Source organism: Sphingobium sp., from assembly GCF_035511395.1.
GTDB lineage: Bacteria > Pseudomonadota > Alphaproteobacteria > Sphingomonadales > Sphingomonadaceae > Sphingobium.
The window spans coordinates 1-13,616 of record NZ_DATKFP010000322.1; the positions used below are offsets into that span (position 1 = coordinate 1).

Annotated in this window: 17 protein-coding genes and 1 pseudogene; 11 read left to right on the forward strand and 7 right to left on the reverse strand. The window is 63.4% G+C overall.

Annotation, left to right across the window (positions count from 1 at the left end):
• Positions 1–181 (reverse strand): hypothetical protein (locus tag VMR39_RS22400; RefSeq protein WP_325419257.1); only part of this gene is annotated, 181 nt, incomplete at its 3' end.
• Between the two features lie 108 nt (positions 182–289).
• Between VMR39_RS22400 and VMR39_RS22405 the strand changes: the two are divergent.
• The 10 genes and pseudogenes from VMR39_RS22405 to queE all read left to right on the forward strand — a co-directional run.
• Positions 290–793 (forward strand): annotated as a pseudogene (locus VMR39_RS22405) (EscU/YscU/HrcU family type III secretion system export apparatus switch protein); the annotation flags it as partial.
• Between the two features lie 150 nt (positions 794–943).
• Complete coding sequence (locus tag VMR39_RS22410; protein ID WP_325419259.1) at positions 944–1,399, forward strand: hypothetical protein; 456 nt, start codon at positions 944–946, stop codon at positions 1,397–1,399.
• An 83-nt stretch (positions 1,400–1,482) separates the two neighbouring features.
• On the forward strand, positions 1,483–2,898 hold the full coding sequence (gene fliD, locus VMR39_RS22415; RefSeq protein WP_325419261.1) for a flagellar filament capping protein FliD: 1,416 nt from the start codon (positions 1,483–1,485) through the stop codon (positions 2,896–2,898).
• Positions 2,899–3,028: 130 nt separating this feature from the next.
• Positions 3,029–3,427, forward strand: a complete 399-nt coding sequence (gene fliS, locus VMR39_RS22420) for a flagellar protein FliS (RefSeq protein ID WP_325419263.1) — start codon at positions 3,029–3,031, stop codon at positions 3,425–3,427.
• Between the two features lie 157 nt (positions 3,428–3,584).
• A complete protein-coding gene (locus VMR39_RS22425) occupies positions 3,585–4,781 on the forward strand; it encodes an aspartate aminotransferase family protein (protein ID WP_325419265.1) in 1,197 nt (398 codons plus the stop codon).
• Between the two features lie 112 nt (positions 4,782–4,893).
• Positions 4,894–5,820, forward strand: coding sequence for an ornithine carbamoyltransferase (gene argF, locus VMR39_RS22430; protein WP_325419267.1), 927 nt, complete (start codon positions 4,894–4,896; stop codon positions 5,818–5,820).
• 127 nt (positions 5,821–5,947) lie between these two features.
• Complete coding sequence (locus VMR39_RS22435; protein ID WP_325419344.1) at positions 5,948–6,820, forward strand: Hsp33 family molecular chaperone HslO; 873 nt, start codon at positions 5,948–5,950, stop codon at positions 6,818–6,820.
• Positions 6,821–6,969: 149 nt separating this feature from the next.
• On the forward strand, positions 6,970–7,374 hold the full coding sequence (locus VMR39_RS22440) for a hypothetical protein (protein ID WP_325419269.1): 405 nt from the start codon (positions 6,970–6,972) through the stop codon (positions 7,372–7,374).
• Between the two features lie 71 nt (positions 7,375–7,445).
• Complete coding sequence (queC, locus tag VMR39_RS22445; protein WP_325419271.1) at positions 7,446–8,147, forward strand: 7-cyano-7-deazaguanine synthase QueC; 702 nt, start codon at positions 7,446–7,448, stop codon at positions 8,145–8,147.
• Positions 8,148–8,150: 3 nt separating this feature from the next.
• The gene (queE, locus tag VMR39_RS22450) at positions 8,151–8,798 is read left to right on the forward strand and encodes a 7-carboxy-7-deazaguanine synthase (protein ID WP_325419273.1); all 648 of its coding nucleotides are present in this window, start codon (positions 8,151–8,153) and stop codon (positions 8,796–8,798) included.
• 127 nt (positions 8,799–8,925) lie between these two features.
• Here queE and VMR39_RS22455 read toward each other — a convergent pair whose 3' ends face one another.
• The 3 genes from VMR39_RS22455 to lipB form a co-directional block, all read right to left on the reverse strand.
• On the reverse strand, positions 8,926–9,621 hold the full coding sequence (locus VMR39_RS22455; protein WP_325419275.1) for a hypothetical protein: 696 nt from the start codon (positions 9,619–9,621) through the stop codon (positions 8,926–8,928).
• Positions 9,622–9,724: 103 nt separating this feature from the next.
• Complete coding sequence (locus VMR39_RS22460) at positions 9,725–10,006, reverse strand: hypothetical protein (RefSeq protein WP_325419277.1); 282 nt, start codon at positions 10,004–10,006, stop codon at positions 9,725–9,727.
• Positions 10,007–10,069: 63 nt separating this feature from the next.
• Complete coding sequence (lipB, locus tag VMR39_RS22465) at positions 10,070–10,789, reverse strand: lipoyl(octanoyl) transferase LipB (RefSeq protein ID WP_325419279.1); 720 nt, start codon at positions 10,787–10,789, stop codon at positions 10,070–10,072.
• Between the two features lie 79 nt (positions 10,790–10,868).
• Between lipB and VMR39_RS22470 the strand changes: the two genes are divergently transcribed.
• The gene (locus VMR39_RS22470; RefSeq protein ID WP_325419281.1) at positions 10,869–11,663 is read left to right on the forward strand and encodes a hypothetical protein; all 795 of its coding nucleotides are present in this window, start codon (positions 10,869–10,871) and stop codon (positions 11,661–11,663) included.
• Here the strand turns inward: VMR39_RS22470 and VMR39_RS22475 are convergent.
• The 3 genes from VMR39_RS22475 to VMR39_RS22485 are packed head-to-tail and all read right to left on the reverse strand — an operon-like array spanning position 11,645 to position 13,588.
• Positions 11,645–12,244 carry a GNAT family N-acetyltransferase gene (locus VMR39_RS22475; RefSeq protein ID WP_325419283.1) on the reverse strand — a complete coding sequence of 200 codons (600 nt, stop codon included), beginning with the start codon at positions 12,242–12,244 and terminating at the stop codon, positions 11,645–11,647. The two genes, VMR39_RS22470 and VMR39_RS22475, sit on opposite strands and share 19 nt — an antisense overlap.
• A 4-nt stretch (positions 12,245–12,248) precedes the next feature.
• Positions 12,249–13,133: an oxygen-dependent coproporphyrinogen oxidase gene (gene hemF, locus VMR39_RS22480; protein WP_325419285.1), complete on the reverse strand. Its 885-nt coding sequence runs from the start codon at positions 13,131–13,133 to the stop codon at positions 12,249–12,251.
• The gene (locus VMR39_RS22485) at positions 13,130–13,588 is read right to left on the reverse strand and encodes a tRNA (cytidine(34)-2'-O)-methyltransferase (protein ID WP_325419287.1); all 459 of its coding nucleotides are present in this window, start codon (positions 13,586–13,588) and stop codon (positions 13,130–13,132) included. Before VMR39_RS22485 ends, hemF begins: the two co-directional genes overlap by 4 nt.
• Between the last annotated feature and the right edge of the window lie 28 nt (positions 13,589–13,616).

Below are 13,616 nucleotides of genomic sequence, written 5' to 3' on the forward strand. Positions count from 1 at the left end.
AAAGGTATTTTTCCTTGAAGTCGTAGCTCACGCGTCCGAAAAAGTTCTGACGCCCCGATTCGGTAGCTGTTCCGTCATTGTTCCAGTTCGCCCAGTTGGTACTTCCGGCAAAAAGCTGGTCGATGAGCGGCGAATCGTAGCCGAGGCGCTGCGCCCAGAACAGGTTGTCGTTGTAGCTCATCTGCTCATAGGCCACAAATGCATTTATTTTATGGTCTCGGGCAAACGTAGTGGCGTATGAGAGCTTCACGTTTCCGGTAGTACGCAGACTTTGTTTAAAATCCTCCCGCAGATCATGCAACGCGCCAAGCGCCTTGGCATGACCAAGCAGGAAGTGAAGGACGAGCATAAGGAAAGCGAAGGCTCGCCCGAACTGAAGGGTCATATCCGCCGCCGTCAGTTCGAGGTGCTGAGCGGGTCGACGCGCAAGGCGGTGGCCGAAGCCAGCGTCATCATCACCAACCCGACCCATTTCGCCGTCGCGCTACGCTACAAACCGGGGCAGGACGCCGCTCCCGTCGTGGTGGCCAAGGGGTGCGACGCGATTGCCGCGGCGATCCGTGACCTGGCCGACACCAACGGCGTCACCGTCCTTCAATATCCGGAACTGGCGCGCGCCATCTATTTTACTTCGCGCGCGGGGCAGATCGTCAACGAAGGCCTTTACATGGCGGTCGCGACAGTGCTGGCTTTCGTCTTCCGCGTCGAGAACCGCATGGCGGGCGAAATGGACCGGCCCTTCATCACCGTGCCCCACGATCTGCGCTTCGATGCCGATGGAAAGAAGCTCTGAACATCCGCCCCGATATCTGTTGGCGAAGAAGAAAAAAATCCCTCTTTCCAAAATCTTCTGTAATGAAACGAAAAAAAATCGTGCGGTACATTAAAGTTTAACCGCACCTGTCCGTAATCTGTTCATGGGGACGCGTGAAAGTGGTGCGTCATGGACGACTATGTATCTCGAACCGAGTTGTCGGCGATCGACCGGACGGTCGTCCGCGCGCCATCACCCGCGTCTGTCGTCCAGCCTGTGGCGGCCGGCAGCGCCAATGACTCTCTGGCCCAGGACCGCAAGGCATCCATCGTCCAGCCCATAGCGTCGAACGCCAGCCAGGAACTGGCCAGCGTGGCTGAATATGTCGAGGTTCATGCCCGCATCGCCGAGATTCTGGCAGACCTGAGCGCCGGGACGACCAGCGTCGATGCCGCTGCCGGATCGATCCAGACGATGATTCCCAAGCCCATGGTGCTCGTGCCCCTGCCGCCCGCCAGCAAGGAAGCGGTGGAACATGCCGCCGTGCTGGCGAAGCGGATCGTCGAGCGTGCCTCCTACGCGCATGTCGCGCAGGCTCATGTGACGCGCGGCACGGTCGAACAGATCACTTCAGCTAAAGGCTGATTTTGGCGAGGCATTCCAGGGCGGAAAATCTTTCCTAAAGGTCTTGGCGCTACCGCCGTTCTAGCATTTGAAAGGACGGGCCAATGACTTCGGTAGGCAGCAGCATCGTAACAGCGCTCAACGCTGGTTCGGGTATTGATACCGCCGCACTGGTGTCGAACCTGGTCAGCGCGACCCGCGAACCTAAGGAAACGGCGATCGCCAGTCGCCAGACGCTCAACTCGTCGCGTATTTCCGCGCTGGCTTCGGCCATGAGTTCGCTCGACACCTTCGCCGATGCCCTTTCGGAAGTTCTGTCCGGCGCCGAATATACCGGCACCGTTTCTTCCAACGACACCAGCATCGCCAATGTCAGCCTGCTGAGTGGCGGCACGCCGTCGGGTCTGCCCGCACAGCTGACCGTAGAACAGCTCGCCACCGCCCGCGTGATCTCGTCCAGCGCCACAAGTGGCGCGACCAGCAGCACCGCAATCGGCACCGGCAGCTTCACCATCACGACCGCCTCTGGCGAAAGCACGACGATCACGATCGGCTCCGGCAACAACAGTTACGCCGGTCTTGCCTCCGCCATCAATGCGGCGGACATGGGCGTCACCGCCCGCGTCGTTACCGATGCCAGCGGCACGCGCCTGGTGTTCAAGGGCGAAACAGGTGCGGACAATGATTTCAGCATCAGTGTCGCGGCTGACGACAGCAGTAGCGTGCTTGCCGGCCTGGGCTGGAGCGGCACTAACAGCGGTACGATGAGCAGCACGTCGGCGCCGCAGAATGCGAAGATCACGCTGGATGGCGTCGAATATGAATTCGCCAGCAACACCATCGACGAAGCGATCCCCTATATGCGGATCGACCTTGCCAAGGCATCGCCCGGCACGACCGTGACCTTGGCCATGTCGCAGCCGACATCAGGGCTTTCGGACCTGCTGAAGGAATTTGTCGATGCCTACAACACGCTGATGAAGGCGCTGAACACAGCGACCGCCACGGGCACGGACTCTTCGACTTCGGGCGTGCTGAACGGCGTGGCGGGCGTGCGCGACATGAAGCGGCAGCTGGCGGCGATCACCTCGACCCAGCTCAGCGCGACCGGTACTTACCGGACGCTTGCCGACATCGGCGTCACCACCAACCGTGACGGCACGCTGTCGCTCGATACGGCGCGGCTTGCGACGGCCATGGAAAATGACCCGGAAGGCGTGGCCAACATGGTCAATCCCAAGACGTCGACTGCCGCCAATCCGGGCCTGTCGGCGCTGATGGACTCGGTACGCGACAACATCGAGAAGGACGATGGTCCGCTCAAGACCGCCCAGAAGCGCTTTGATGCCCTGGCGGAGGATTTTACCGAGCAACTCGAAAAGCTCGACGATCAGATGGCCAATTATGAGGAGCATCTGACGAAGGTCTACGCGGCGATGGAAACGCGCCTCAGCGCGCTCAAGGCGACGCAAAGCTACCTCGAACAGCAGATCGAGGCCTGGAATAACAGCGACAGTTAAAGCGTTTTCAAGTTTACCATTTACGGTCAACAACTCGGAAACGAAGTTCAGCGCAGCAAAAATGCGGCATCAAAAGACCAGAATGTTTTTACTCAAAGGGAAAACATTCTCATTCGGGGACGACGGGACGATGTTCTACAATCAGGGTTATGCGGGCACCACGGCGGCGCGGCGTTATGCGGCTGTCCATTCGGGCAGTCGGACAGAGGGCGCCACCCCGCACGGATTGGTCAAGATCCTGTTCGACGAGTTGCTGCTGGCGATGGACGCCGCCGCGCTGGCCGAACGCAATGGCGACCGGATGAAGGTATCCGATAAGCAGGCGCGCGCCATGTCGATCCTGTTCGCGCTCGAATCGAGCCTGGACTATGACAAAGGCGGTGATGTCGCGGTCGGCCTGGCGCAGATCTATCGCGAAGCACGTCGCCTGCTGCTGGTGGGCGCCAAGGAACGTTCGGCCGAACCGGTCGATCAGGCCCGCGCCATCGTGGCGGAAATCGCTGAAGCTTGGAACCAGATCGGGCGGTAAACAGGGCGACGCCCCTGCCCGAGGGCGGGGTTGCGCGACCAAAAGCCCGCCTGTATAGGCGGTGCTCGCAAAGGGCGGCCCGGCGGGGGGCGCCTTTTTGCGTTTACGCGCAAATGACGCGCATCTGACGAATACACGTTCCAGAAAGGGAAGGCCCATGTCGATTACGCCGCTCATGCCCGTTTACCCCCGGTGCGATGTGCGTCCGGTGCGAGGCGAGGGCTGCTATCTGATCGGGGAGCGTGGGGAGCGTTATCTCGACTTCGCCAGCGGCATCGCCGTCAACCTGCTGGGCCATGGCCACCCGAAGCTGGTGAAGACCATCGCCGATCAGGCCGCGACGCTGATGCACATCTCGAACCTCTACGGGTCGCCGATGGGTGAACAGTTCGCGCAGAAGCTGGTCGACAATACATTCGCCGACACCGTCTTCTTCACCAATTCGGGCGCAGAAGCGGTCGAGTGCGCGATCAAGACCGCGCGCCGCTATCATTATGCCAACGGCGAAGCGCACCGGCACAAGATCATCAGCTTCGACAACGCCTTCCACGGACGCACGCTGGGTACCATTTCGGCGACCAGCCAGCCCAAGATGCGCGACGGGTTCGAGCCGTTGCTGCCCGGTTTTCAGGTCGTTCCCTTCAATGATCTCGATGCTGCGCTGGCGGCGATCGACGACAACACCGCCGGCTTCCTGCTGGAACCGGTGCAGGGCGAAGGCGGCGTGACCCCGGCGACGCAGGAGTTTCTGGCCGGCCTGCGCAAGGCGTGCGACGAGCATGGCCTGCTGCTGATCCTGGATGAGGTCCAGTGCGGCTATGCACGCACCGGCACCTTCTTCGCGCATGAACAATATGGCGTGACACCCGACATCATGGCGGTGGCCAAGGGTATCGGCGCCGGCTTCCCGCTTGGCGCCTGCCTCGCTACGGAGGAAGCGGCCAAGGGCATGGTGTTCGGCACCCATGGTTCCACTTATGGCGGCAATCCGCTCGCCATGGCGGTGGGCCTCACCGTGCTGGAAGAAGTGCTGGCCGACGGCTTCCTCGACCATGTGAACGCGATGGGCGCGCGTCTGCGTTCGGCGCTGGAGCAGCTCATCCCCAATCATGACGACATGTTTGAAGATGTGCGCGGCATGGGCCTGATGCTGGGCGTGAAGATGAAGGACGCCCATGATGCGCGCGCCTTTGTCGGCCATCTGCGCGACCATCATGGCCTGCTGGCCGTGTCGGCCGGGCAGAATGTGCTGCGCATCCTGCCGCCGCTCGTCATCGACGAAAGCCATATCGCCGAATGCATCGAGAAGATTTCCGCCGGCGCGCGGAGCTTCGCGGACGCCAAGGCCGCTTAAGACCATATCCCGTTCGTTTCGAGCGCAGTCGAGAAACGGGGCAGAGCCGAGTTCGGTGACGCCAGACGCTTCTCGACACGCTCGAAGCGAACGGATGAGGGAATCAAGTTCCATGAAGCATTTCCTGAATCTCTCCGACGCGGGCGGAGATGCCATTGCCGCGATGATCGCCGACGCCATCGACCGGAAGGCGGGGCGCCAGGGCAAGCCCAAGGGCATGGTTGACGCCGACGCGCCGCTGGCCGGCCACACGCTGGCGATGATCTTCGAAAAGAACAGCACCCGCACCCGCGTCAGCTTCGACATGGCGATCCGCCAGCTTGGCGGCACGTCGCTTATCCTCGACGGCGCGACCAGCCAACTCGGCCGGGGCGAGACGGTGGCCGACACTGCCCGCGTCCTCAGCCGCATGGCCGACGCGATCATGATCCGCACCGACGATCATGCCAAGATAGAGGAAATGGCGCATTACGCTACCGTCCCGGTGATCAACGGCCTGACCGACCTGTCGCACCCCTGCCAGATCGTCGCCGACCTGCTCACCGTGGTCGAACATGGGCTTGCGCTGCCGGGCAGCCAGTGGGCCTGGCTGGGCGACGGCAATAATGTCCTCCATTCGATCGTCGAAGCGGCCGGCCTGCTGAAGTTCGACGTGCGCATGGGCATTCCCGACGGTTACGATCCCGACCCATCCTTCGCCGACGCGGCCCGTGCCGCCGGTTCGACCATCACCCTGACCCGTGATGCGGCCGAAGCGGTGAGTGGCGTGGACGTGGTCGTCACCGACACCTGGATCTCCATGGGCCAGTCTCATGCCGAGGAAAAGCTGGCCGCGATGATGCCCTATCAGGTGACGCCCGAACTGATGGCGGGAGCGAAGCCCGACGCGAAGTTCCTCCACTGCCTGCCCGCCCATCGCGGCGAGGAAGTGGTGGCCGAAGTGATCGACGGCCCGCAGTCGCTGATCTGGGACGAGGCGGAAAACCGCATCCATGCCCAGAAATCGGTGCTGCTCTGGGCGCTTGGCCGGCTTGGTTGAGTTTTCCGGCGGGCTTCCTATTTAGGCAGCTCGCCCGCATCGCTGGATGCATATTTTCCCCGGCGCGCAATGTGCGCCGGCCGACCGGAGCTGTACCGTGACTTCTGCCGCCTCTATCGACCAGGCCATGGGCTTCACCATTCCCGGCCGCCATGCACGCGGCCGTCTGGTGCGGCTTGGCCCGGTGCTCGACGACGTGCTCGCCGCCCATGCCTATCCGCCGCCTATCGAGCGGGTCTTGGCCTCCGCGCTGGTGCTGGCGGCGCTGCTGGGCAGCACGCTCAAGCTGGAGGATGGCCAGCTGACGCTTCAGGCGCAGACGGAAAATGGCGTCATCAGCCTGCTCGTCGCGGACTATAAGAATGGCGAACTGCGCGGCTATGCCAAGTTTGACGCCGACCGGCTGGCTGAGCTGGGGCCGAATCCGTCGCTTTTCGGCCTGTTCGGCAAGGGCTATCTCGCCATCACCTTCGACCAGGCGGTGACGGGCGAGCGCTATCAGGGCATCGTCCCGCTGGAGGGCGAATCGCTCGCCCATGCGGCAGAGCTTTACTTTTTCCAGTCAGAACAGATCCCCAGCATCATCCGCATCGCCACTCGCCATGATGCTGGCGAGGGCTGCTATGCCGCCGGCCTGATGCTCCAGCATCTGCCGGAAGGCGAAGTGGGCCGCGAACGTCTGCATGTCCGCCATGACCATCCGGAATGGGAGCATGTCCAGGCGCTAGCTGTCACGCTTCAGGATGAAGAACTGACGGATGCCGGCCTGCCGTTGACCGACATTGTCTGGCGCCTCTTCCATGAAGAGGATGAAGTGCGCGTGACCGAGGCTGCGCCGCTGGCGAAGGGCTGCCGCTGCGACCTTGCCCATATCCGCAGCGTCATCGGCCGTTTTCCGCCGGAGGAGCGGGCGGACATGGCGGACGATCAGGGTATCATCGGCGTCGATTGCGCCTTCTGCTCGCGCATCTTCCCCCTGGCGGTGGACAGTTTCGCCTGAGCGAGATCAATCGTTACGCTAACGCCATTTGTAATTGGGGCAGGGTAGCCGGTTCACGCTATCAAATTGCCGCATTTATGCGTGATGGATGGCGGGATCGCTCGCGGCGCGGCCGGCGGGCGCCCTTCTGATGGGATCGTACAGGGATCATGAACAAGGTGGGACTGCGTGCGCTTGGCGCTACGGCGGCATTGATGATGACGGGTTGGGCCGGCGCAGTGACGATGCCGCAGCTTGTGGCACTGCGTGGTCTGGAAGCGGGCGAATGGGAACTGCGCGGCCGGGGCGAGGGTGCGGAGACACGCAAGATGTGCGTCTCCGACCTGCGCCAGCTGCTTCAGCCGCAGCATCCCGGTTCGGTCTGTCGCAGCTTCGTGATCAACGACAGTGCCCATGCCGCCAGCATAACCTATGATTGCGCTGCGGCGGGCAACGGTCGCACCGACCTGCGTATTGAAACGTCGCGGCTGGTGCAGATCCGCTCGCAGGGCATAGCGGATGGCGCGCCTTTCGCCTTTGCGGCCGAAGGTCGGCGCGTTGGCGACTGCCCGTGATGCCGGCTTTTGCTCCAACCCTTGCTCTGGCAATCCTTGCGCTGCCACGTTTCGAGGCGTAGCGCGAAGCCATGGTTGCCAATCAAGGAAAATTCGCCGTCGTCCTGCTTTCGGGCGGACTGGACTCGATGGTCGCGGGCGGTCTGGCGCGAGAAGCCGGATATCATGTGCTTGCGTTGTCGATCGACTATAATCAGCGTCATCGCGTGGAGTTGAACGCCGCGCGGCGCGTCGCTGAATCATTGGGTGCGATCCGCCATATCGTGCTGCCGCTCGACCTCACCGCCTTTGGCGGATCGGCGCTGACCGCGGACATCGCCGTGCCCAAGGGCGGCGTCGGCAAGGACATTCCGATCACCTATGTTCCCGCGCGCAATACGATTTTCCTGTCGCTGACGCTGGGCCTGGCCGAGGTTGCAGGGGCGAGCGATATCTTCATCGGCGTGAACGCGCTCGACTATTCCGGCTATCCCGATTGCCGCCCGGAATTCATCGATGCCTTTCAGAAGATGGCGACGCTCGCCACCAAGGCGGGCGTGGAGGGGCATCCGATCCGCATCCAGACGCCGCTTCAATATATGAGCAAGGCGGATATCGCGCGCGAAGCCCATCGTCTCGGCCTAGACGCCGGAATCAGCTGGTCCTGCTATGATCCGACCCCGGACAACAAGCATTGCGGCCTATGCGACAGCTGCCGCCTGCGCTCCAAGGGCTTTGAGGAAGCGGGCTTGCCCGATCCCACCGTCTATGCCGTGCAACCGCCCAAGGCATAAAAGATGAGCTATGCGGTCAAGGAAATGTTCCTGACTCTCCAGGGGGAAGGGGTGCAGGCCGGGCGGCGCGCGGTGTTCCTGCGTTTTGCCGGCTGCAATCTGTGGAGCGGGCGCGAACAGGACCGGGTGAGTGCCATCTGCCAGTTCTGCGACACCGATTTCGTGGGCACCGACGGGCTCGGCGGCGGCAAGTTCGCCGACGCGGAGACGCTGGCCGATGCCGCGCTCGGCTTTTGGGGCGAGGGCGCTGAGGGGCGCTATATCGTCCTCACCGGGGGCGAGCCGATGCTCCAGATCGACGATGCGCTGGTCGATGCGCTCCACGCGCGCGGCTTCACCATCGCGATCGAGAGCAACGGCACTTTGCCAGCCCATCCCGGCATCGACTGGATCTGCATCAGCCCCAAGGCCGGCAGCGATGTCGTGCAGCGGTCAGGCCATGAACTGAAGCTCGTCTGGCCGCAGCCGGGCGGCGGTCACAGCCTGTCCGATGTCGACGCCATGTCGAACTGGGCGTTCGATCATCATCTGGTCCAGCCGCTCGACGACGCCCATGCGGTCGACAATGCCCGCGCCGCAATCGCGCTGGTCATGGATCGCCCGAATTGGCGCCTGACCGTGCAGGCGCACAAATATCTGGGATTGCGTTAGGCGCGGGGCGAATGCCTCGCCTGAAAATTGGTCAATGTGGGTAGATAGTGGGCGGATCGGCTTTCAACCTGCCGTTCGCCCGGTGATGCGCGCCTGGAAGTTGGTTCCCACCGAGCGCGCGCCAACGTCAGGGCTTCACGCCGGTCTTGTCGTTCCAGGCCTGATGGCAGACCGGCTGGAGCACGTCCTTCTTCCAGCATTTGGGATCGAAGGAGGGCAGGGCGACGACATAGTCATAGCCCGGCGTCCCGTAAAATTGCTCGCCCGCCAGCACCAGCGCCTTCTTGATCGAAGGAAGACCCCGGCGCCCGACTTCGTTCAGCGTGCCGCGATCGGCGAAGATTGCCTGCCGGCCGACTTCGGCGGCTTCCTGACAGAAGCCCTTCTGCGCCTGCACCGTCGAATAGCCCGAATAGATGCGGGTATTGTACATGTCCGCCGCCGACTGGCCGGGTCTGCCCTTGCCGGCAGTGCGCTGGAAATAGCCGAGGATGGTTGCCTGCGCGGCGTCCAGTTCGGCGTCATGATGGGCGATCATCGCATTATAGTTGCCGACCGTCAGCAGCGTGGGCTCGAACTGGCACTGGAGCGCCGCGACGTTCAGCGCAGCGCGCATGTTCCACGCAAGGCCCGCCTTGACCTCCGCAGCGGTCGCGCCGGGCAGGCCGAGCGCGGTGGCAGCGGCCTCGTCGGTCAGCGGCGGCGCGCTCATGTCGGGCGGCGACCAGTAGAATTGGGCGGCAGCAGGCTGGGCCGCGATCGGCGCAATGGTGGCGATCGCCAGGCTAATCAGCGCTCGGCGCGACGGCAAACGGACCTTCATCAACAAACCCCTCAGGCAGGATGCGCCCACCGGCGCATCCGATATCATGTCCAGCGGCAACTGTATCGTCGCTGAACCGGCTTGCCGTTGCTAGCGGAGGTTCTTATTGATCGGCAAGCACTTCGTCGTCTGCGGTCGGCGCCTTTTCGGCAGGCTTGGCCGGTTTCGCGGCTTCGCTGCTGTTGGAGGACGCGCTGGCATTCGGCATGGCGACTGCGGTGCCTTCGCTCTGCACCCCGTCCAGGTCGGTCATGGCGTCGGTGGCGGTGCCGTCCACCACTTCCATGTCCTTCATCTGCACGCTGTTGCTGCTCTTGTCAGCGCCCCCGCAGGCGGCAAGAGGCAGCAGTGCAGCAATATAGATGGTCCTTGCAGTCAGGCGCATCCGGGTCTCCTTGAAAGTCCAATCCAATGCCCGGCAGCCCCCCGCCCGGCGAAAGGGCGGACCCTAGCCGCCAGCCCCACATTGCTCAACCCCCGCGCCGCAGCGCGCCAAACGGCTGAGAAAGGCAGGAAAATGCGCCCTGAGCGCGCTATCCAGCGCTGCCATCGAAGAATTTCCGCCCAGAGCCGCGATACTGGTGACGGGATATTCGCTGATGCCGCACGGCACGATGCCGCCAAAATGCGACAGGTCGGGATCGACGTTGATCGAAAAGCCATGGAGCGTCACCCAGCGGCGCACCCGGATACCCAGCGCGCCGATTTTCGCCTCGCGTCCCTGCGGGTCGTCGGTCCAGATGCCGATCCGTCCCTCCGCACGCCGGGCGGCGATGCCGAGGTCGCCCAGCGCCGCGATCATCCAGCCTTCCAGATGATGGACGAAATTGCGCACATCCTTCCCGCGCTCGCGCAGGTCGATGTTGAGATAGCCGATCCGCTGCCCCGGCCCATGATAGGTGTAGCGCCCGCCGCGCCCGGCATCATGCACCGGAAAGCGCGGATCGAGCAGTTCGGCAGGGTCCGCGCTGGCTCCGGCGGTGTAGAGCGGCGGATGCTCCAGCAGCCATACCCGTTCCTGCGCCTGTCCCTCGTAGATGGCGGCGGCGCGTCCTTCCATTTCGGCCAGCGCCGGCGGATAGTCGACCGGCGCATCCTCGACACGCCATTCGACGCTGGCGGGAAAGGTGAGGGGTTCCGGTACGGGATGGGAAACGGGATCGGACATGGGGCGCTTCCTTGACTTGGAGCGGGCGAGCGATCAAGTCTCGCGCCGTAATTTCCGGAACACAGGCAGGCATATAGATATGACGACGATGTCGATCGGCAAGGCGTGGGAAGAAGCGGTCGCCTTCGTCGCGCGGGAAGCGTCGCTGCTCTTTCCCGTGGCGCTGCTGTTCGTGGCGCTGCCTGGCCTCATCCTTCAGGAAATGACCCCACCCGAATTGCAGGCCTGGTTCGCTCAGCCCAAGGTGGATGCGATTCCCGCCATGCCGCCCGGCTTCGGCCTGGCGATGCTGATCACGATCATCCTCATCTGGTTCGGATCGCTCGCGCTGTTCGCGCTGGCGCTGCGTCCCGGCATCAGCGTGGGCGAAGCGCTGCGCCTCAGTTTCGCGCGCCTGCCGGTGCTGATCGGCACCGCGCTGGTCGTCGTTGGCATCATCGTCGGCGCCTTTGCCATTGCCATGTTGGTGGGTGTGATTTTCTCGCTCGCCTCCAAACAGCTTGCTGCCGCGGTCGGTCTGCTGCTCGGTGCAGGCGCGGTAGGTGTCGTCTTCTATGCCAGCATCAGGCTCGTGCTTCTAAATCCGGTGGTCATAGACAGTCAGGCAGGCGTCATGGACTCGCTGCGCCGTGCCTGGGCGCTGACTCGCGGCCATTTCCTGCGACTGTTCGCCTTCCTCATCATCGTGATGATCCTGTCCACCATCGTCGCCTCGGTGGCCCAGGTTGTGGTTGGCCTGATCGGCGGCCTGATCGCCGGGCCGGAAGGGGCACGGGTGGCCGGCAGCATCGCCGGGGCTGCGGTATCGAGCATCATCCAGGTCTATATGCTGGTAATGCTTGCGCGCCTCTATCGTCAGGCGGTCGCCGTCTGATCCAGTAGCGGCACATGCGGCGCGGCATCGCGCGGCAGCACGCCCGCCAGCCGCGGATCGGCGAAGGTCTCGATCTCACGCCCATAGGCCACGAAGCCCGATTTGATGTAGAAGCCCAGCGCCGCCGGGCTGTCGAGCGTGCAGGTATGGACCCAGAAACGCTCGACGCCCTTGCGCCAGGCGAGCGACTTGGCCTGTGCCATCAGCCAGCTGCCCAGCCCCTTGCCGTTGAGTTCCGGCACCAGTCCGAAAAAGCCCAGTTCGCAATCGGGCAGCGAGCGGAAGTCCAGTTCCAGCAGCCCGACTTCGGTGCCCCGCGGATCGGTCACGGCATAGACCTCTACCGCCAGGTCATGGATAATCGCCGCCAGTTCCGAATCACCCATCACCAACCGGGAAAACCAGAGCCATGGCGTGCCCACACGACGGAACAGCGTGCGATAGGCGCTAAGGTCCGGCTGTTTCCACGGCACCAGCCGCAGCGGTGCGGGCGGGATCGGCGCGGGCTTGGGCCGTTCGCGCATTTCCAGATGGGTGACGATCGTCGCGACCATGCCCGGTTCGACCGGCGTCAGCGCCATGGTTTCAGTTCCAGCTTGCCATGGGCGGCAGGCTCATCAGGATCGCGTCGATATTGCCGCCGGTCTTGAGGCCGAACAACGTTCCCCGATCATGCACCAGATTGAACTCGGCGTAGCGTCCACGCCATTCCAGCATGGTGCGATAGTCCTCCTCCGTCCACGCCTCGCCCATGCGCCGCCGTACGATCGGCGGGAAAGCGGCGAGGAAGGCGTCCCCGACATCGCGGGTGAAGGCGAAATGCGCGTCGAACGCGGCATCGTCTGGGCATTCGAGATGATCGTAGAAAATGCCGCCGACCCCGCGATGCACATTGCGATGGGGGATGAAGAAATACTCATCCGCCCATTTCTTGAAGCGCGGATAAAGGTCCGGATCATGCACGTCGCAGGCGGCTTTCAGCACGTCATGAAACTGCGCCGTGTCCTCCGCGAGGGGCAGGGGGGGATTGAGGTCCGCACCGCCGCCGAACCAGCTTTTCGTCGTCACCAGATAGCGTGTGTTCATATGCACCGCGGGTACATGCGGGTTCGCCATGTGCGCGACCAGGCTGATGCCGGTGGCAAAGAAGGCCGGGTTTTCGTCCGCGCCATGAATGGTCTGGGCGAAACCGGGAGCGAACTCGCCGCCTACGGTCGACACATTGACCCCGACCTTCTCGAAGACCTTGCCCTTCATCACGCCGCGCACGCCGCCGCCGCCTTCGCTGGGTGCCTGGCCTTCGGCCTCGCGGTCCCAGGCGGTGAAGGCGAATCGCGCATCGCTGCCGGCCTCTCGCTCGATCGCCTCGAACTCGGCGCAGATGCGGTTGCGCAGCGATTCGAACCAGTCGCGCGCAGCCTGCTGCCGGGCATCGAGTGCGAAGGGGACGTTGGGAATCGGATTGGTCATGCGGGGAACTTTCCGGTCTGGCGGAGGGCTTCGGCGACGGCGATGCCCGTGGAAACGGCGATGTTCAGGGACCGAAAGCCCGGCGCCATGGGGATGCGGACACGGATGTCTGCCAGGTCGCGCACCTCGTCCGGCACGCCGGCACTCTCCGATCCCATCAGCAAGACGTCATTGTCCTGAAACGCCACCTCCGGCAATCGCTGCGAGGCATGGGCGCTCATCAGCAGTAGTCGGCGGCCTTCGGCGCGGCGGACGGCGTCGAAGACGGCGAAATTCACATGGCGCACCACCTCGGCCGCCTCGCCATAATCCATCGCTGCGCGTTTCAGGCGCGCGTCCGAAAAGGCGAATCCGGTCGGCATGATAATGTCGACGGGCACCGAGAAACAGGCGGCAAGGCGCAAGATGGCGCCGACATTTCCCGCAATCTCGGGTTGATAAAGGGCGATACGCATGGGGCGTCGCCATAATGCATCCAGAGCA

Bases quoted from the DNA above. Each gene is read 5' to 3' on its own strand.
- queC (WP_325419271.1), top strand. From the start codon at position 7,446: ATGGTTGCCAATCAAGGAAAATTCGCCGTCGTCCTGCTTTCGGGCGGA.
- queE (WP_325419273.1), top strand. From the start codon at position 8,151: ATGAGCTATGCGGTCAAGGAAATGTTCCTGACTCTCCAGGGGGAAGGG.
- VMR39_RS22485 (WP_325419287.1), bottom strand. From the start codon at position 13,588: ATGCGTATCGCCCTTTATCAACCCGAGATTGCGGGAAATGTCGGCGCC.
- VMR39_RS22425 (WP_325419265.1), top strand. From the start codon at position 3,585: ATGTCGATTACGCCGCTCATGCCCGTTTACCCCCGGTGCGATGTGCGT.
- hemF (WP_325419285.1), bottom strand. From the start codon at position 13,133: ATGACCAATCCGATTCCCAACGTCCCCTTCGCACTCGATGCCCGGCAG.
- VMR39_RS22475 (WP_325419283.1), bottom strand. From the start codon at position 12,244: ATGGCGCTGACGCCGGTCGAACCGGGCATGGTCGCGACGATCGTCACC.
- fliS (WP_325419263.1), top strand. From the start codon at position 3,029: ATGTTCTACAATCAGGGTTATGCGGGCACCACGGCGGCGCGGCGTTAT.
- VMR39_RS22460 (WP_325419277.1), bottom strand. From the start codon at position 10,006: ATGCGCCTGACTGCAAGGACCATCTATATTGCTGCACTGCTGCCTCTT.
- VMR39_RS22455 (WP_325419275.1), bottom strand. From the start codon at position 9,621: ATGAAGGTCCGTTTGCCGTCGCGCCGAGCGCTGATTAGCCTGGCGATC.
- VMR39_RS22470 (WP_325419281.1), top strand. From the start codon at position 10,869: ATGACGACGATGTCGATCGGCAAGGCGTGGGAAGAAGCGGTCGCCTTC.
- VMR39_RS22440 (WP_325419269.1), top strand. From the start codon at position 6,970: ATGAACAAGGTGGGACTGCGTGCGCTTGGCGCTACGGCGGCATTGATG.
- VMR39_RS22435 (WP_325419344.1), top strand. From the start codon at position 5,948: ATGGGCTTCACCATTCCCGGCCGCCATGCACGCGGCCGTCTGGTGCGG.
- VMR39_RS22410 (WP_325419259.1), top strand. From the start codon at position 944: ATGGACGACTATGTATCTCGAACCGAGTTGTCGGCGATCGACCGGACG.
- fliD (WP_325419261.1), top strand. From the start codon at position 1,483: ATGACTTCGGTAGGCAGCAGCATCGTAACAGCGCTCAACGCTGGTTCG.
- argF (WP_325419267.1), top strand. From the start codon at position 4,894: ATGAAGCATTTCCTGAATCTCTCCGACGCGGGCGGAGATGCCATTGCC.
- lipB (WP_325419279.1), bottom strand. From the start codon at position 10,789: ATGTCCGATCCCGTTTCCCATCCCGTACCGGAACCCCTCACCTTTCCC.